This is a genomic window from Streptococcus bovismuti (assembly GCF_042436615.2).
Classification (GTDB): domain Bacteria; phylum Bacillota; class Bacilli; order Lactobacillales; family Streptococcaceae; genus Streptococcus.
Window position 1 is genome coordinate 50,949 of the sequence record NZ_JBHMFR020000008.1, and the last position, 19,842, is coordinate 70,790.

Annotated in this window: 14 protein-coding genes; all 14 read left to right on the top strand. The window is 40.8% G+C overall.

Annotation, left to right across the window (positions count from 1 at the left end; genetic code table 11):
- The first annotated feature begins 28 nt into the window (after positions 1-28).
- The 14 genes from ACERDH_RS08430 to ACERDH_RS08495 all read left to right on the top strand — a co-directional run bounded on the left by ACERDH_RS08430 (position 29) and on the right by ACERDH_RS08495 (position 19,563).
- On the top strand, positions 29-6,502 hold the full coding sequence (locus tag ACERDH_RS08430; RefSeq protein ID WP_386686173.1) for a MucBP domain-containing protein: 6,474 nt from the start codon (positions 29-31) through the stop codon (positions 6,500-6,502).
- 261 nt (positions 6,503-6,763) lie between these two features.
- Positions 6,764-7,618, top strand: coding sequence for a VOC family protein (locus ACERDH_RS08435; protein WP_049502310.1), 855 nt, complete (start codon positions 6,764-6,766; stop codon positions 7,616-7,618).
- Between the two features lie 208 nt (positions 7,619-7,826).
- Positions 7,827-8,384 carry a sugar O-acetyltransferase gene (locus tag ACERDH_RS08440; RefSeq protein WP_000200262.1) on the top strand — a complete coding sequence of 186 codons (558 nt, stop codon included), beginning with the start codon at positions 7,827-7,829 and terminating at the stop codon, positions 8,382-8,384.
- Positions 8,385-8,602: 218 nt separating this feature from the next.
- The gene (locus tag ACERDH_RS08445; RefSeq protein ID WP_049546645.1) at positions 8,603-9,367 is read left to right on the top strand and encodes a nucleoside phosphorylase; all 765 of its coding nucleotides are present in this window, start codon (positions 8,603-8,605) and stop codon (positions 9,365-9,367) included.
- 33 nt (positions 9,368-9,400) lie between these two features.
- Entirely contained in the window at positions 9,401-10,780 is a 1,380-nt protein-coding gene (locus tag ACERDH_RS08450) for a TrkH family potassium uptake protein (protein ID WP_020903374.1), read from the top strand.
- Between the two features lie 13 nt (positions 10,781-10,793).
- On the top strand, positions 10,794-11,459 hold the full coding sequence (locus ACERDH_RS08455) for a potassium channel family protein (protein ID WP_386686179.1): 666 nt from the start codon (positions 10,794-10,796) through the stop codon (positions 11,457-11,459).
- 181 nt (positions 11,460-11,640) lie between these two features.
- Positions 11,641-12,657, top strand: a complete 1,017-nt coding sequence (locus ACERDH_RS08460; protein ID WP_261043972.1) for a glycosyltransferase family 2 protein — start codon at positions 11,641-11,643, stop codon at positions 12,655-12,657.
- A 115-nt stretch (positions 12,658-12,772) separates the two neighbouring features.
- Positions 12,773-15,037: an SSURE domain-containing protein gene (locus tag ACERDH_RS08465; protein ID WP_386686183.1), complete on the top strand. Its 2,265-nt coding sequence runs from the start codon at positions 12,773-12,775 to the stop codon at positions 15,035-15,037.
- A 123-nt stretch (positions 15,038-15,160) separates the two neighbouring features.
- Positions 15,161-15,856: a response regulator transcription factor gene (locus ACERDH_RS08470; RefSeq protein ID WP_000520654.1), complete on the top strand. Its 696-nt coding sequence runs from the start codon at positions 15,161-15,163 to the stop codon at positions 15,854-15,856.
- Complete coding sequence (locus tag ACERDH_RS08475) at positions 15,856-16,908, top strand: sensor histidine kinase (protein WP_386686187.1); 1,053 nt, start codon at positions 15,856-15,858, stop codon at positions 16,906-16,908. Before ACERDH_RS08470 ends, ACERDH_RS08475 begins: the two co-directional genes overlap by 1 nt.
- A gap of 194 nt (positions 16,909-17,102) precedes the next feature.
- Positions 17,103-17,714, top strand: a complete 612-nt coding sequence (gene rpsD / locus ACERDH_RS08480) for a 30S ribosomal protein S4 (protein ID WP_000092756.1) — start codon at positions 17,103-17,105, stop codon at positions 17,712-17,714.
- A 174-nt stretch (positions 17,715-17,888) separates the two neighbouring features.
- Positions 17,889-18,176 (top strand): type II toxin-antitoxin system RelB/ParD family antitoxin, encoded by a 288-nt coding sequence (gene relB, locus ACERDH_RS08485; protein WP_386686219.1) that lies wholly within the window; start codon positions 17,889-17,891, stop codon positions 18,174-18,176.
- Complete coding sequence (locus ACERDH_RS08490; protein WP_000395515.1) at positions 18,166-18,513, top strand: type II toxin-antitoxin system RelE/ParE family toxin; 348 nt, start codon at positions 18,166-18,168, stop codon at positions 18,511-18,513. Before relB ends, ACERDH_RS08490 begins: the two co-directional genes overlap by 11 nt.
- 297 nt (positions 18,514-18,810) lie before the next feature.
- Positions 18,811-19,563, top strand: coding sequence for a hypothetical protein (locus tag ACERDH_RS08495; protein ID WP_023944035.1), 753 nt, complete (start codon positions 18,811-18,813; stop codon positions 19,561-19,563).
- Positions 19,564-19,842: the final 279 nt, after the last annotated feature.

Sequence of the window (19,842 nt, forward strand, 5' to 3'; positions counted from 1 at the left end):
CAAAAAATATTAGTAAAGGATACTAAGGATGTTTATAAATAAAAAAGAAAAATTTTCCATTCGTAAGTTTAAAGACGGTCGTTCAGATTCAGTCAAAATCGGTACAGTCGCTCTGATTGTCGGTGCAGCCCTTGCAATGGCAGGACAAACCCAGACTGTTGAAGCTGCCGTAAAAGATAATGGTGATGGAACATCGACGATTACTAATAAAAAAGGTTCAACCGTTGTAGAAACTGCTAATTTAGCGGTATATGATATTAATAGTTCAGATGCTGTAAATAAACCAGAGTCAGAATTATCAGCAAGTAAACCACGTGAAACTGATCCAAGTGATACAGGAACAAATACAATCCAAAAAACAGGAAAAGTAGACTACAAATATGTAACTGCTGAAGGGAATACTGTTTTAGAAGAAAACAAAAACCAAGATTTTGGTGCTAATAAAAATATCGATACAACATACGATGTATACGGTAAATCAGGAGAAGTTTTCAAAGGAACTACAGGTGGCGAAGCAGAAGATAGCGACCTAAACGATGCTAAAGAAAATGGTAAGAAAGCAACTATTGAAAAAGATGGAAAAACTTACCACCTAATCGGAGAACCTAAGGTTGAAACGACTGGAGACGGTGCTGGAGTATACTCTGACACAACTCTAGGTGATGTCACTGCGAAATTGACTCCAGAAGGATTAAGCAATGCAGAAGGTAAAATCACTTATGATACTGTAAAACCTGGTGGAAAAGCTTGGATCGTTGAACAAACAGGAAAAGGAACATATGGTAAATATGTACAAGCTGATTCAGGTGCAATCACTTCTGATGATAAAATGATTGAAGCTTTCAAGTCGGGTGAAGCAGCGGCGAAGAACTTCACTTCAGCTAATGTAACAGCTGACGGTGGAATCAAAGAAGGAGACTATGTTTTCGTTCTTGAGAAAAATACCTACACTACTGTTAAAAATATTGATACTAGTTTAACTGCAGGTGTAAGGTTGACTGCTAATAGAGTTGATGGATTAGGTCCAGACTATACTATGGATGATATTTATGCTATGGTACAAAAAAGTAAAAATAATCCAGATAGTCTAGTTGGGGAAAAAAATAAAGAATTTGTCAAAGGATATGTAGCGTATCTAACTAAAAAAGGTTTAGAAGATAATTTAAATACATTAAAACGTTTTATGGCTATCGGACACTCAGCAGAAGATGATGCTAAAGTTATTGATAGTGATGATTCTTTAGATGAAAAAGGGCGACCTACACTTGAGACGCACAGAGATACTAATAATTTAGAACTTAGTTACAGTTCTGATGCAATTTATCCAGAGAATGTAGCGACTGATGAAGCTACGGAAGATTTTGATGCTAGATTTGATAATTTTACATTAACAGCTGAAACTTACTCTTACCGTGATGAAATCACTCCACTTCGTGCATATCGTTTAGCAAGTGGTACTACTACAATCACTTATACTTATGCAGAAGAAAAAACTCGTGAAGTCGAGAAAAAAGGTTCTGTAGTCGTTAACTACCAAACAGAAGACGGAGTAGAATTAAAAGCTCCTTACACTGATACTCCTGAAACAGTAGCTGAAGTAGTAACTGAGAAATACTATGTCGATGCTGATGGACAAGATGTAGTTGTAAGTAGTACTCCAGCTTCTAAAAACGTAGCCTACAACACTACAGACGATGAAAATGAAAAACCTCAAAAACTTACAGATGCAGCTGGAAATGTTTACTACCTAAACGAAGCAAACACTAAAACTGCTGTAAACGATCAAGAAACTACATCACCAGCTGAAACAGGTACAGTAGTAGAAGGTGTTACAAAAGTAACTTACATCTACGAAAAAGCTGGATCAGTTATTGTTAACTACAAAACAGAAGATGGAACAGCTCTTACAGGTACAGTAGTTGGAGACGAAAGCAAAACTGTAGCTTCAGGTACGAAAGCTGTTGATAACGGTAAACCAGGTACAGCCTATAACACTGCAGATAACGGAATGAAACCAGAACGTATTAAAACTGCAGAAGGAAAAGTTTACCAACTAGTTCCAGAATCAACTGAAGGTGAACCAGAAGGTGAAGTAGAATCAGGAACAACTAAAGAAGCAACATACGTTTATAAAGAAGTTAAAGGTAATGTAGTTGTTAAGTATGAAGATACTGAAGGTAACACTCTTGCTGCTGACGAACAAGATGAAACAGATGCTTCTCTAAACGTTAAATACAATACAGCTGATCACAAAAAAGAATCTATCACTAAAGATGGTGTTAAATATTACTTAACAGCTAAAGAACTTAAAGATGATTCTAAACCAGCTACTGGTGATGTCGTTGAAGGAACAACTACAGTAACTTACGTTTATGAAAAAGCTGGATCAGTCATCGTTAATTATCAAACAGAAGACGGAACTCCATTAGTAGGTGTTGACGCAGACGGTGCAAATGTAGCTTCAGGTGCAAAAGACACTACAGACGCTAAAGCAGGAACTGACTACAACACTGCAGACAACGGAATGAAACCAAACCGTATCACAACTGCAGAAGGAAAAGTATACGAACTAGTACCAACAGCGACTAAAGGTGAAGAAACTGGTAAAGTTGTTGCAGGTGAAACGAAAGAAGTAACCTACGTTTATAAAGAAGTAAAAGGTAACGTAGTCGTTAAGTATGAAGATACTGAAGGTAACGTAATCGCTGAAGACGAAAAAGACGAAACAGATGCTTCTCTAAACGTTAAATACGATACAACTGACCACAAAAAAGACGAAATCACTAAAGATGGTGTTAAATATTACCTAACAGCTAAAGCTCTTAAAGACGGTTCTAAAGAAACTGGAGACGTAGTAGAAGGTACTACTGAAGTAACTTATGTTTACGAAAAAGCAGGACAAGTAGTAGTTAACTACCAAACAGAAGATGGAACTCCAATAGTAGGTGTTGATGCAGCAGGTGCTAACGTAGCTTCAGGTGCAAAAGACACTGTAGACGGACGTCCAGGATCAGCATATGACACTTCTGACAATGGAATGAAACCAAACCGTATCACAACTGCAGAAGGAAAAGTATACGAGCTTGTACCAACAGCGACTAAAGGTGATGAAACAGGTACAGTAGTAGCTGGAGAAACGAAAGAAGTAACATACGTTTATAAAGAAGTAACTGGTGACGTAGTCGTTCACTATGTTGACACAGAAGGTAACACAATCGCAGCTGACAAAGATGACCTTAAAGGTGCATCTCTAAGCGAAAAATATGACACTGCTGACAACAAACCAGAAAAAATCACTGCAGAAGATGGAACTGTATACTACATTACAAAAGCTGGTCTTAAAGATGATTCTAAACCAGAAACAGGAAATGTAGTAGAAGGTAAAACTGATGTCACTTACGTTTATGAAAAAGCTGGATCAGTCATCGTTAATTACCAAACAGAAGACGGAACTCCATTAGTAGGAACTGCAGATGGTAAAGATGTAGCTTCAGGTGCTAAAGACACTGACAATGGTAAACCAGGTTCTGAATACAACACTGCAGATAACGGATTGAAACCAAACCGTATCACAACTGCAGAAGGCAAAGTATACGAACTAGTACCAGCATCAACTAAAGGTGCTGAAACAGGTACTGTAGAATCAGGTCAAACGAAAGAAGTAACATACGTTTATAAAGAAGTTAAAGGTAATGTTGTTGTTCACTATACAGATGAGGCAGGAAATAAAATTGCTGAAGATGCTAAAGATACAACAGATGGATCAATTAGCACACCATATGACACTTCTGATAACGGCATGAAACCAGACCGTATTACTACTCCAGAAGGCAAAGTATACGAATTGGTACCAGCATCAACTAAAGGTGCTGAAACTGGTAAGGTTACTGAAGGAACTACAGAAGTAACCTACGTTTATAAAGAAGTAACTGGTGATGTAGTCGTTCACTACGTTGACACAGAAGGTAATGTCATTGCGGAAGATAAAGAAGATACGAAAGGTGCTTCTCTAAACGCTAAATACGATACAACTGACAACAAACCAGAGAAAATCGAAAAAGACGGAACTGTTTACTACTTAACAGAAAAAGCTGTCAAAGACGATTCTAAACCAGAAAACGGAGACGTAGTAGAAGGTAAGACTGAAGTAACTTACGTTTACGAAAAAGCAGGACAAGTAGTTGTTCATTACACTGACGAAAAAGGTAACACTATTCAAGTGGATGCTGTTGATACAAAAGACGGCAAACCAAACGCTGACTACAACACTGCTGATAACGGAATGAAACCAAACCGTATCACTACTCCAGAAGGAAAAGTATACGAATTAATCCCTCAATCAACTAAAGGTGATGAAACTGGTAAAGTTAAAGCTGGAGAAACTACAGAAGTAACTTACGTCTACAAAGAAATCACTGGTAATGTAGTCGTTCACTATGTTGATACAGAAGGAAACACACTTGCTGAAGATACGAAAGATGTAGAAAATGGATCACTAAGTGAGAAATATGATACAACTGATAACAAACCAGCTAAACTTGAAAAAGATGGTACTGTTTACTACTTAACAGCTAAAGAATTGAAAGACGGTTCTAAGCCAGAAAACGGAGCTGTTGTAGAAGGTACTACAGAAATCACTTATGTATACGAAAAAGCAGGAAACGTTCTTGTTCATTACGTAGACGAAGCTGGAAACACTCTTCAAGCAGATGCTGTTGATACTAAAGACGGTCAACCAGGAGCTAAATACGATACTTCTGATAAGGACATGAAACCAACTCGTATCACAACTCCAGAAGGTAAAGTATACGAATTAGTCCCAGCATCAACTAAAGGTAACGAAACTGGTGATGTTGAAGCAGGTAAGACGACAGAAGTGACTTATGTTTACAAAGAGGTTAAAGGAAACGTAGTCGTTCACTACACTGATGAAGCGGGTAACACAATCGCTGAAGACGTTAAAGATACGACTGACGGATCAGTAAGCTCAGCTTATGACACAAGTGACAACAAACCAGCAACTATCACTACTAAAGATGGTAAAGTCTACGTACTTGTACCAACTTCAACTAAGGGTGAAGAATCTGGTAAAGTAACCGAAGGAACTACAGAAGTAACTTACGTTTATAAAGATGCCAAAGAAGAAGCTTCTAAAGCAATCGATAAAGCTTTGTCTGAAAAAGAAAGTAAGATCAAAGAAAATCCTGAGTTAACAAACGAAGAGAAAGAAAAAGCGATTGAAGAAGCTAAGAAAACAGCTGAACAAGCTAAGAAGGCATTGGAAGAAGCGAAAACTCCTGAAGATGTAGAAAAATCTACTACAAAAGGTAAAGAAGAAGTAGAGAAAACTCCTGTTACTCCAGAAGACAAACCAAAAGCGAAAGAAGCGATTGATAAAGCTCTAGAAGAAAAAGTGAAGAAGATTGATGAAAATCCAAACTTGACTCCAGAGCAAAAAGAAAAAGCTAAAGAAGAAGCTAAGAAAGATGCTGAAGAAGCTAAGAAAGCCATCGACAAAGCACCTTCTAAAGAAGAAGTAGAAAAAGCTAAAGAGAATGGTAAGAAAGAAGTTGAGAAAGATACTCCAACTCCAGACAAACCATCAACTCCGTCAGAAAATGATAAGGATCAGCCAACTACACCTTCTCCAGAAGATAAAGCAAAAGCGAAAGAATCGATTGATAAAGCTCTAGAAGATAAAGTGAAGAAGATTGATGAAAATCCAAACTTGACTCCAGAGCAAAAAGAAAAAGCCAAGGAAGAAGCTAAGAAAGAAGCAGAAGCTGTTAAGAAATCAATCGAAGAAGGTAAGACAACTGAATGGGTAGACGAAAAAGGAAACCCAATCAAACCTGTAACACCAGGAACATACCCAGCAGGATCTACTCCTAACTATGAACTAGTAGGAACAGTTACAAACAAAGAAACAGGTAAAGTAACTCATATCTTCAAACCATCAACTAAGAAACCTGTAACGGTATGGGTAGATGTAAATGGTAAGCCAGTGAAACCGCTAGCTGAAGGTGATAACCCAGCTGGATCAATTCCAGGATATGCTTTAGTAGAAACCATAAATGTTGAAGGAACTGGTAATGTCATCCACGTATTTAAACGTACTACAAATGGAAGACCTCAAAAAGAAGATTCTACACATGGAGGATCACTCACTCCATCTCAACCAGGTTCTCCAGCAAGACCTTCAACAAATCCGGTGAGACCGACAGACCCAAGTCAACCAGAAACTCCAGTAGTTCCTGCAGACCCAAGTCAGCCAGCTAACCCAGCTAATCCGGCTAACCCAGCGGGTCCAGCAACTCCAGCGATGCCATCGGCACCAGTAAATGGTGAAGCACCACAAGCTCCAGCAGCTCCATCAGAAGCTAAAGGACAAGCTGAACTTCCAAACACTGGTACAGCAGATAATGCTAGCCTAGCAGCACTTGGACTTCTTGGAGTCTTGAGTGGATTTGGACTTGTTGCTCGTAAGAAAAAAGAAGACTAATTCTAATTAGATTTTCTGACAAGAATAAGGAGTAGGATATCATATCCGCTCCTTTTCTTTTTGGGTTGAGATGAGAGTCATCTTAGAGTTGGTAAAAATTTTCAATGGTTTGATTGTCAATTCTCTGTAGATTTTCTCGTTCTAATCCCATATAGACAAGATTACAGAATCATAATCTATAAGTTGTCTGGCTTGACTTTCTTGATGGAGGTTATATAATAGTTGAAATAATTACAGTTACAACTATGAGGAGAAATATTTATGACCTATGAATACAAGAGCCACATTTATTTGGCAGAGGCAGTTTTAAATGTAAAGAACTTGGCAAGTCAAACAGCCTTTTATCAGCAAGTGCTTGGTTTAGAAGTCTTATCTCAAACTGAGACAGAGGTCGTTCTGGGACTTGGAGGAAAAGCCTTGGTACACTTGATTCAAACACAAGAGAGCGGTGAAGTAAGGGAACATTATGGTCTTTACCATCTGGCTATTCTTTTGCCGACACGCAAGGCTTTGGCAGATGTCTTAAAACACCTGACAGATTTACAGATTCCTCTTGTCGGCGGTGCAGACCATGGGTACAGTGAGGCTCTTTACTTGGAGGATTTGGAGGGAAATGGCATTGAACTCTATCGAGATAAGCCGGTTTCCACATGGGATATTCGAGAAGACGGACGCATTATCGGAGTGACGGAGGCTCTTGCGGCGCAGGATATCTATGAGTTGGGGGAAAGAGTAGAGCCCTTTACTTTAGCAGAGGGTACGAGAATGGGGCATATCCATTTGTCTGTCAAGGATAGTCGAAAGTCCAGCCAGTTTTATCAAAAGGTGTTAGGGTTAGAGGATAAATTCAGTGTGCCTAGCGCTAGTTGGATTGCAGCTGGGGACTATCATCATCATTTGGCAGTCAACGAATGGGGAGGAAAAGGTCTGGCTCCGCGTAAGCAAGGCTTGCCAGGGTTGGCCTACTATGTCATCGAAGTCGCACATAAAGAAGAATTATTAACGATTGCCCAGCGAGCACAAGAAGTTGAGGCACCAATCAAATGGCTGACATCAAGCCAGTTGGAAATCACAGCCCCAGACGGAATCGTGACCCGTATTCGCTTAGCTAGATAGGATGTGATAAAGACCAGCATCTAATACTCAATGAAAATCAAAGAGTAAACTAGGAAACTAGCCGCAGGCTGTACTTGAGTACGGCAAGGCGACGTTGACGCGGTTTGAATTTGATTTTCGAAGAGTATCAATTGTAGAAAGTGCTCCTTATTCTAGTCAGATACGTAGAAATTTTGATATGATAGTAGGGAACAAGGAGAAGAAAACAATGACCAGTGAATACCAGAAAATGATAGCGGGAGAGGTTTACCGTCCATCGGATCCAGAATTGCGAGCCTTGGCTCAGGCTTCTCGCCAAAAACAGTCTGCCTTTAACAAGGAAGAAGATCCTTTGAAGGGAGTCGAAATCATCAAGATCTGGTTCGGCTCGACTGGACAAAATATCTTTGTCAATCCACGCCTGGTGGTCGATTATGGGGTCAATATTCATCTAGGGGAAAATTTTTATTCTAATTGGAACTTGACCATGCTGGATGTTTGTCCGATTCGCATCGGGGACAATGCGATGATTGGTCCCAACTGTCAGTTCTTGACTCCCCTCCATCCATTGGACCCGCAGGAACGTAATTCAGGTGTGGAATACGGCAAGCCTATTACTATCGGAGACAATTTCTGGGCTGGAGGTGGTGTCATTGTCCTTCCTGGAGTGACATTGGGTAATAATGTTGTTGCTGGAGCAGGGGCTGTAATCACTAAGTCCTTTGGCGACAACGTTGTCCTAGCTGGTAATCCTGCGCGTGTGATTAAGGAGATATCTGTGAAATAGAAGTAAAAAGGAACAGCGGAGGTTGTTTCTTTTTTGTAGGTTTCATCATCTTTTACTCAGACTACATTTACCTACTCTATCTCTTAGAAAGTTTGCTTCATTGATTAATTTAAAAGCATCTCGTAACTGGGATGCTTTTTTCTCCTCAATTTATCAGCCTCCTCCTTGACACTCAGTCAGCTTTTGATACAATAGTACAAAATTAGAGGAGGTGGGTCATGATTCAGAAACATGCGATTCCTATTTTAGAGTTTGATGATAATCCTCGTGCGGTTATCATGCCCAATCACGAGGGGCTAGACTTGCACTTGCCAAAGAAGTGTGTCTATGCTTTTTTAGAAGAGGAGATTGACCGTTATGCGAGGGAAGTAGGGGCGGACTGTGTCGGCGAATTCCTTTCTGCCACCAAGACCTATCCAGTCTACGTCATGAGCTACAAGGGCAAGGAGGTCTGTCTGGCTCAGGCTCCTGTTGGTTCAGCTCCAGCAGCCCAGTTTATGGATTGGTTGATTGGATATGGTGTGGAGCAGATTATTTCCACTGGAACCTGTGGTGTACTGGCTGATATAGAAGAAAATGCCTTTCTAGTCCCTGTTCGGGCTTTACGAGACGAAGGTGCTAGCTATCACTATGTGGCACCTTCTCGTTATATGGAAATGCAGCCAGAGGCTACTGCTGCTATTGAGCGAGTGTTGGAAGCCAAAGGGATTCCCTATGAAGAAGTCATGACCTGGACGACAGACGGTTTTTACCGAGAAACGGCTGAAAAGGTGGCTTATCGCAAGGAAGAAGGCTGTGCTGTTGTGGAGATGGAGTGTTCTGCGCTTGCAGCAGTAGCCCAACTGCGTGGGGTTCTCTGGGGAGAGTTGTTGTTTACAGCTGATTCCTTAGCAGACTTGGACCAGTACGATAGTCGTGACTGGGGTTCAGAAGCTTTCGAGAAGGCCTTGGAACTCTGCCTTGAGATAGCCTTTCAGATATAGCTACTCTCCTACTTTTTATGGTACAATGGATGTATGTTATTCAAATTATTTGTGAAAAAAATTGAGAGAGCCTTGGGCGGACTTTCGCCAGCTCGTCGCATCTTTTTAAGTTTCGCTGGAGTTATTTTTATAGGCTCTCTCCTTTTGAGTTTGCCTTTTGTCCAAGCGAGTGGTTCGCAGGCCACTTATTTTGACCATCTTTTTACGACGGTGTCTATGGTCTGTGTAACCGGCCTTTCTACGCAACCGGTAGCTACTACCTATAATGTCTGGGGGCAGTTGATTTGTATGCTCTTGATACAGATTGGTGGTCTGGGGCTCATGACTTTTATCGGGGTCTTTTATATTCAGGGGAAGCAAAAGCTCAGTCTTCGCAGTCGTGAAACTATTCAGGAAAGCTTTAGTTACGGGGAGACTCGGTCGCTGAAGGCCTTTATGCGATCTATCTTTTTGACGACTTTTCTAGTGGAGGGCTTGGGTGCCTTTCTACTAAGTTTCCGTTTTATTCCTGAGTTCGGCTGGGGACGAGGCATTTTTACCTCTATCTTTTTAGCCATTTCAGCCTTTTGTAATGCTGGTTTTGATAATTTCGGCAGTAGCAGTTTAGTGGCTTTTCAGACGGATCCCTTGATCAATCTGGTCATTGCTGGCTTGATTATCACGGGTGGTCTTGGCTTTATGGTCTGGTTTGACTTGGCAACCCAGTTTGACAAGAAGAAAAAACGCCGTCTGCGTTTCCACACCAAACTAGTCCTCTTCTTGACTGCAGGGATTTTGCTGTTTGGGACAATATCCACACTCTTTACGGAATGGCACAATCCAGGAACAATTGGCAATCTCAGTGTTCCAGAGAAAGTGCTGGTTAGCTTTTTCCAAACCGTCAGCATGAGAACAGCTGGCTTTGCTTCTATTGATTACACTCAAGCTCGGCCTGTGACCTTGTTTATCTATATCCTACAGATGTTTCTGGGTGGAGCGCCTGGAGGGACGGCTGGGGGACTCAAGATTACGACTTTCTTTGTCTTGTTGGTCTTTGCGCGTAGTGAATTGCTGGGCTTACCTCATGCTAATGTTGCGCAGAGAACCATTGAGGTCCGAACAGTCCAAAAATCCTTTAGTGTCTTCATTATCTTTTTGATGACCTTCTTGTTGGGCTTGATGTTGTTGGGAATTACAGCAGAAGGAACACCGCGATTTATTTACCTCATGTTTGAGACCATTTCAGCTCTTGCGACAGTTGGGGTAACGGCAAATCTGACACCAGAATTAGGCAAGTTAGCTCTTAGCATTATCATGGTGCTCATGTTTATTGGCCGTATCGGTCCCTTGACCTTGCTGGTTAGTCTAGCTGACTACCAGCCTGATAAGAAAGATTTGATTCAGTATATGAAAGCAGATATTAGTATTGGATAAGAAAGGAAGAATGATGTCAGATCGTACGATTGGAATTTTAGGTTTGGGGATTTTCGGGAGTAGTGTCCTGACAGCCCTAGCCAAGCAAGATATGAATATCATTGCCATTGACGACCACGCCGAGCGCATCAATCAATTTGAGCCAGTTTTGGCGCGTGGAGTTGTGGGCGATATTACAGATGAGGAACTCCTCAGAACTGCAGGAATTGATACCTGTGATACGGTTGTGGTGGCAACAGGGGAAAATCTGGAGTCGAGTGTGCTTGCAGTTATGCATTGTAAGAGTCTAGGGGTACCAAGGGTTATTGCAAAGGTCAAAAGCCAGACAGCTAAGAAGGTGCTAGAAAAAATCGGTGCTGACTCGGTGATTTCACCTGAGTATGAAATGGGGCAGTCTCTAGCGCAGACCATTCTCTTTCATAACAATGTTGATGTCTTTCAGCTGGATAAAAATGTGTCTATCGTAGAGATGAAAATTCCGAGTGTTTGGACAGGTCAAAGCCTGAGCCAGCTAGATTTACGTGGCAAATACAACCTCAATATCCTAGGATTCCGTGAACAAGAAAATTCACCCTTGGATGTCCAATTTGGACCTAATGACCTCTTGAAGGCAGATGCCTATATTTTAGCAGTCATTAACAACCAGTATCTAGATGACTTGGCAGAATTAAATTCGTAAGGAGGGGATTTCCCTCTTTTTTTGATGTCCAAGATAGTAAATAGAGAGAAACCTGTATCCCAAATGAGACCAGAACCCCTTGTATTCCAGTAAAAGTCCTTCAAAAACGGGACTTTATGGTAAAATAGAGAGAAGTGACAAGAGAGAGTAAGAAAAAATCAGTCCCCTAAAGGAGTAGATCATGAAGTTATTGTCTATCGCCATCCCTAGCTACAATGCAGCAGCCTATCTTCATTATTGTGTGGAGTCGCTAGTGATTGGTGGTGAGCAAGTTGAGATTTTGATTATCAATGACGGGTCTCAGGACCAGACTCAGGAAATAGCTGAGCGTTTAGCTAGCAAGTACCCTAGCATCGTTAGAGCTATTTATCAGGAAAATAAAGGCCATGGTGGTGCGGTCAATCGTGGCTTGGCGGAGGCTTCTGGACGTTATTTTAAAGTAGTTGATAGTGATGACTGGGTGGATCCTCGTGCCTACTTGAAAATTCTTGAAACCTTGCAGGAACTTGAGAGCCAGGGGCAGGAAGTAGATGCCTTTGTGACTAATTTTGTCTATGAAAAGGAAGGTCAGTCTCGTAAGAAGAGTATGAGTTACGAGTCAGTTTTACCTGTCCAGCAGATTTTTGGATGGGATCAGGTCGGAAATTTCTCAAAAGGCCAGTATATCATGATGCACTCGCTGATTTACCGGACAGATTTGTTGCGAGCCAGCCAGTTCCAACTGCCTGAGCATACTTTTTATGTCGATAATCTTTTTGTCTTTACTCCCCTTCAGCAGGTCAAGACCATGTACTATCTACCTGTTGATTTCTATCGTTATTTGATTGGGCGTGAAGACCAGTCGGTCAATGAACAAGTGATGATTAAGCGTATTGACCAGCAACTCAAGGTCAATCGACTCTTGGTAGACCAGCTTGATTTGTCCCAAGTGAGTCACCCAAAAATGCGAGAATATCTGCTGAATCATATTGAGATTACGACGGTGATTTCCAGTGCCCTGCTCAACCGAGCTGGAACAGCGGAGCATCTGGCAAAAAAACGTGAGCTGTGGACCTATATTCAGCAGGAAAATCCAGAGGTCTTTCAGGCTATCCGTAAGACCATGTTGAGCCGTTTGACCAAACATTCAGTCTTGCCAGCTCGCAAACTTTCCAATGTCGTCTATCAAATCACCAAATCTGTTTATGGATTTAATTAATATAAGTATTTTATAAGAGGGATTTAAGAAAAATTTTAACTTTTTCTTAATCCTTTTTAATTTTAGGAGATTATACTAGAGTCATCAAATAAAGAAAAACTCTAAGGAGAATCCTATGAAATTCAATCCAAATCAAAGATATACTCGTTGGTCTATTCGCCGTCTTAGTGTCGGTGTTGCCTCAGTTGTTGTTGCTAGCGGCTTCTTTGTCCTAGTTGGTCAACCAAGTTCTGTACGTGCTGATGTGGTCAATCCAACCCCTACTCAAGTTGTCCCAGATACTACTTCGGTGAGTGAAAAGAGCGACTTACCAGTAGAAGTTCTCAAAGCAGCAGTCGATACAGCTCTTCCTTCAGAGCAGGCAGAATCAACACCTAAAGCAAGCTTGGATACTGCAAGCTCTCCAGAAAAAGCAGATGTAGGTGCTAAAGAGCCGGTAGTAGCACCAAAAGAAGAAGCGCAAGCAAAACCAGAATCTAAGAAACAAACAGAAGATGCGGTTAAACCTGTGGAAAGTCCTGCAGCTACAGTTTCTGGACAAGACCGTGAAGCAAGTGAAGCTCAACCAGCAACCACCCCAGCTGAAGTCCAAAAAGGTGTGGCTGACAATACTAAAGACACAGTAGATGTCCCAGCTACTTACTTGGATAAAGCCAACTTCCCTGGACCGTTCACAGCCGGAGTCAACCAAGTTATTCCTTACGAGTTCTTCGCCGGTGACGGTATGTTGACTCGCCTTATCTTGAAAGCATCCGACAAGGCTCCATGGTCAGACAATGGTTCAGCTAAAAATCCAGCTCTTCCACCAGTAGAAAAATTGGGCAAAGGTCTCTACTTCTACGAAGTAGACTTGGCAGGTACTCAAGGTAAATCAGACAAAGATTTGCTTGACCTCTTGAAACAAAACGGCACTCAAAGTTATAAAGCTACTATCAAGGTATACGGTGCCAAAGACGGCAAGGCTGATTTGAGCAATCTCGTAGCGACTAAAGATTTGAATGTCAACTTGAATGGCTTGACCACCCCAGCTGAAGTCCAAAAAGGCGTAGCTGACAATACTAAAGACACAGTGGATGTTCCAGCCTCTTACTTGGACAAAGCCAATTTCCCAGGCCCATTCACAGCTGGTGTTAACCAAGTTATTCCTTACGAGTTCTTCGCCGGTGACGGTATGTTAACTCGTCTTATCTTGAAAGCATCCGACAAGGCTCAATGGTCAGACAATGGTTCGGCTAAAAATCCAGCTCTCCCACCAGTAGAGAAATTGGGCAAAGGCCTTTACTTCTACGAAGTAGATTTGGCAGGTACTCAGGGTAAATCAGATAAAGAGTTGCTTGATCTCTTGAAACAAAACGGAACTCAAAGTTATAAAGCTACCATCAAAGTGTACGGTGCTAAAGATGGCAAGGCAGACTTGAGCAACCTCGTAGCGACTAAAAATTTGGATGTCAATTTGAATGGCTTAACCACCCCAGCTGAAGTGCAAAAAGGCGTAGCTGACCATACCAAAGATACAGTAGATGTCCCAGCCACTTACTTGGATAAAGCGAACTTCCCTGGCCCATTCACAGCCGGTGTTAACCAAGTTATCCCATATGAATTCTTCGCTGGTGATGGTATGTTGACTCGTCTGATTTTGAAAGCTTCTGACAAGGCCCCATGGTCAGACAATGGTTCAGCTAAAAATCCAGCTCTTCCACCAGTAGAAAAATTGGGCAAAGGTCTCTATTTCTATGAAGTAGACTTGGCCGGCACTCAAGGAAAATCTGATAAAGCTCTTCTTGACCTCTTGAAACAAAACGGCACTCAAAGCTATAAAGCTACCATCAAAGTGTACGGTGCTAAAGACGGCAAGGCAGACTTGAGCAACCTTGTAGCGACAAAAGATTTGACAGTGAACTTGCATGGACATCAGTCTCTGATTCCGATGCAGTCAGGTTTCGTCCCATCTTCTAATGGTTCAGCTATGCCGGCTCCAATGATGAATAGTCATCAAGATGCATCTAAGATGAACGCTCAAATGCCTAGTGCCAATCAAGATGAGATGAAATCTAAAATGCCAGCTGCTAGTCAGGATAAGATGATGCCTAACAAAGAGCAGGACAAAACCATGAATGCTAGCCAGCCTATGGCAACACCAAGCATGAAACAAGATCAAGCTCCAGCAGCCTCAAGCAAAATGTCTGATGAAGGCAAGATGGTATCTAATAACAAGGTATCAAGTCCAATGATGGCTGATCAAATGAAAGACCAAAAAGACATGCTTCCATATACTGGTGAAGCCCAAACATCAATGGCTACTCTTGGATTCTTTGGATTAGCCTTGGCCGGACTTCTAGGTGGACTCGGTTTGAAAGCTAAAAAAGAAGAAAATGACTAGTCTAGCTACAGACTTTCTATCTAGGATATGAAAAATCCAGATATCGTTTAGAATGTTCGTAAAGAGATTAAAATAGTGTTATACTATTGTGGTATAGCACTGTTTTTTTCAAAGGAGAGACAGATGGGAAAGACAATTTTACTCGTTGACGACGAGGTAGAAATCACAGATATTCATCAACGTTATCTGGTTCAGGCAGGATATCAGGTTTTGGTGGCCCATGATGGAGTAGAGGCCTTAGAAATCTTCAAGAGAAAACCAATTGATTTGATTATTACAGATATCATGATGCCTCGGATGGATGGTTATGATTTGATTAGCGAAGTTCAGTATCAATCTCCGGATCAGCCTTTTCTCTTTATCACGGCTAAGACCAGTGAGCAGGACAAGATTTACGGCTTGAGCTTAGGGGCAGATGACTTTATTGCCAAGCCCTTTAGTCCTCGTGAGCTGGTTTTGCGTGTCCACAATATCTTGCGTCGCCTTCATCGTGGAGGTGAGACAGAAGTCGTCAGTCTCGGGAATTTACGGATGAATCATGGTAGCCATGAGGTCCAAGTTGGAGATGTGGCGCTTGATTTGACCGTCAAATCCTTCGAACTTCTATGGCTTTTAGCCAGCAATCCAGAGCGGGTTTTCTCTAAGACAGACCTCTATGAAAAGGTCTGGCAAGAAGACTATGTGGATGACACCAATACCTTGAATGTTCATATTCATGCTCTTCGACAGGAGTTGGCTAAACATGCTAGTTCAGAAACACCCACCATCAAAACCGTCTGGGGCTTGGGCTACAAAATTGAGAAAGCACGAGGTAGTTAATGAAATTAAAAAGTTATATTTTAGTGGGGTATGTCATTTCAACACTCCTAACGATTATCGTGGTTTTTTGGGCCATCCAGCGAATGCTAATTGAAGAAAGAGAAATTTATTTCCTAGTGGGTATGACTCTAGTGGCTAGTTTTATCGGTGCTGGGATTAGTCTCTTTCTCCTATCGCCGGTCTTTACTTCATTGGGCAAACTCAAGGAACATGCCAAGAGAGTAGCGGACAAGGATTTCCCTGCAAATCTGGAGGTTCAAGGCCCTGTAGAATTTCAACAATTAGGCCAAGCTTTCAATGAAATGTCCCATGATTTGCAGGCGACATTTGATTCCTTGGAAGAAAGCGAACGAGAAAAGGGCTTGATGATTGCCCAACTATCGCATGATATCAAGACCCCTATCACGTCAATCCAAGCGACGGTAGAAGGAATTTTGGATGGGGTTATCAAGGAAGGAGAACAGGACCATTATCTAGCAACCATTGGGCGCCAGACTGAAAGACTCAATAAACTGGTTGAGGAATTAAATTTTTTGACTCTAAACACAGCTAGAAATCAGGTGGAAACGACCAGCAAGGACAGCATTTTTCTGGACCAGCTCTTGATTGAGTGCATGAGCGAATTTCAGTTCTTGATTGAGCAGGAGGAGCGAGATGTTCATTTGCAGGTAATTCCTGAGTCTGCCCGAATTGAGGGAGATTATGCCAAGCTTTCTCGTATCTTGGTGAATCTGGTCAATAACGCTTTTAAATACTCAGCCCCAGGAACCAAGCTGGAAGTGGTGGCTAAGCTGGAAAATAACCAGCTTTCAATCAGTGTGACCGATGAGGGGCAGGGCATTGCTCCAGAGGATTTGGAGAATATTTTCAAACGCCTTTATCGTGTAGAAACTTCGCGTAACATGAAAACAGGTGGTCATGGCTTAGGACTTGCGATTGCGCGTGAATTGGCCCATCAATTGGGTGGAGAAATCATAGTTAGCAGTCAGTACGGTCTCGGAAGCACCTTTACACTCGTTCTCAATCTCTCTGGCAATGAAAATAAAGCTTAAACCCCCTTTACAAATCTAGCCATTCATGGTAAAATGGATTTTGTGTGAAATATCAGCAGGAAAGCATGAAGCTCGTCAACAGGTGTCTTATGATAAGTAACCTTGGCTGTTTAGGCGAAGGGCATCTGCACGAATCAGGGCTTTCTAAGTGACTATTTCCACCGAAATATTATTTATATCAGGAGGACATTCACATGTCACGTTATACAGGACCATCTTGGAAACAAGCTCGTCGCCTTGGCCTTTCACTTACAGGTACAGGTAAAGAATTGGCACGTCGTAACTACGTACCAGGACAACACGGACCAAACAACCGTTCTAAATTGTCAGAATACGGTTTGCAATTGGCTGAAAAACAAAAACTTCGTTTCACTTACGGTGTAGGTGAAAAACAATTCCGTAACTTGTTCGTACAAGCTACAAAAATCAAAGGCGGAATCCTAGGTTTCAACTTCATGCTTCTTTTGGAACGTCGTTTGGATAACGTTGTTTACCGTCTTGGTCTTGCGACTACTCGTCGTCAAGCTCGTCAATTCGTAAACCACGGTCACATCCTTGTTGACGGAAAACGCGTTGATATCCCATCATACCGCGTAACTCCAGGTCAAGTGATCTCAGTTCGTGAAAAATCATTGAAAGTTCCAGCTATCCTTGAAGCAGTAGAAGCTACTCTTGGACGTCCAGCATTCGTATCATTCGACGCTGAAAAATTGGAAGGTTCATTGACTCGCTTGCCAGAACGCGACGAAATTAACCCAGAAATCAACGAAGCACTTGTCGTTGAATTCTACAACAAGATGTTGTAATATTTTATTGAATCAGATAGGCTTTAGAACCTTGATATTAAGCACTTTGGGGCGCTTTCCCTTAGTGCTTTTTTTGTTTTTACAATAGCTTTTAAGCATACAGCTATAAGTATCTATACGCGACTAGATCTGTATAGTTTAAAGTGATATAATAGTCTAAAAGGAGGTACTACTATGAATGTTTTAGAAAAAAATACACAGGTAAACTTTAAGACTAACAGAGACTTGTTAGAGAAGGCTAAAGCTATTATCACAGCGCAAAATCTTGATATGACAGCTAGTTTTAACTTGTTTTTAGAACACATTGTAGAAAATAAAGCTTTGCCATTTGAAACTCGAGTAGATAAAGAAAGAGAAGAACTTCTGTCAGGGTTGCGTGCTGAAATTGCCCGTAGCTTTGACGATTTAGAACATGGAAGAACTTACAGCCTTGATGAAGTGAGGGCTAACCTTGGAATTTAACGAGAACTCATATAGCCTGATTATCTCAGAAACGGTACAAGAACAGCTAAGAGGTATTAAAGATTATATCTCAGCTAACTACTTTTCAGAACAGGCAGGAGCAAACACAGTTAAGAATATTCTTTACGGATTGGAACGTCTTGAAGTTTTCCCGGAAGCAGGATTTGATGCTGATGAAAGAGTAGGAGTTATTATATACCCACCCCACAAAACTCGATGCATCATTTTAGGCGATTACCTAGCCTTCTATCATATTTTAGAGGATAGAAAAGCTGTCTTTGTATCAGATATTATTCATAGCAAACAGGATTACATTCGCTTGTTCAAGAAAAAATAGTGCATATTATTGAACTGCGTTTTGGATTCTCTAAAATACTAGACAAGATGAAATTTCTAGTTCTAGCATTTCAATAGATACAAATAAATAGAGAAAAGCAAAAAAAGACTTAGTCTTTATTTAAAATATATTAGAAATAATATGAAAATCTTTTTATAAAAATATTATATTCAATAATACTGACACAATAGAAATTGAGAAGAGATGGTATTCTTCGTTTTTATATTTCAGGTTCTCACAATATGAAAAATCGATGGTATAATAAGATTAGACGGATTATTTATTGAGGTAATAGCGATGAAATATTTTAAATTAATCAATGGTGGAACTTATCATATTGATGAGTTTGAAGAGAGAACAAATAAAGAATCACTATATTATCAAAATGGCAGTAAGTACGCATTGTGTCCAACTTGTGGTTCTTCGATTCAACTTATCGGGGGGGAAAATAATAATACGCGAAATAGAGCTGGAAGATATTATGCGGCACATACAAAAAATCCTATAGAAGGACTGCCATACGACATAGGAAGAAAAAGTAATTGTGCAAATTATGAAGGAAATCAAGATAATTGGCAGGGTATTTATCAAAGGAGACAAGGGCTTCCTGAAAATGAAGAATTATCTAGATTTATAGACAATAATAAGTCAGATATTGCTAAAAAAGTTGGTGACTTAATTGGATTTTATGGAATCAAATGCAATGGGGAGCCAAGTGCTATTTTTAACCGATTATTAAATTCTTTCAAAGAAAACGGAGGATTATGTATTTCACCAGAACAATTTGCACCTGAATATATTCCTAGAATGATTATCGAAAGAGCTGAGCCAGTTATTTGCTGGGGTTCAATTCCTCATGAAGAAATACGCAATCGTATCCTACAACATCCACTGTTACAAGATTCAATTGATGGGAGACAATTTAAACCAAATATTGAAACAAGGCTTGTTTGTGTTTTAAATAATGGAAACGCTCCTACTCAAATCCAAATCAGATTATTGTTTGAAGATAGGGAATTGAACTTAAAACAAGTAAATGCTAAAATTTAGTGCAACGAAAGATAAAAAAGAGGAGCCTCGTAATGAAGCTCCTCTTGTTTTTAATTGTCCGAATCAATATTCTTATTTCAAAAAAAGGTAGTCATTCGAACGATTTCCCTTGCAATATAGTGAAATTAACAAAAAGAAAAAACGCTGATCAAGCGTTTTTCTTCTGTATTATGTGACTATTAGTCCGTCTCGCTCCGTTAGGTGCGAGACAAAACAACCACCCGCTATGCGGGTGCGCGTCGAAGGTTATACCAAAAAAACTCCGAACGCGATACAATA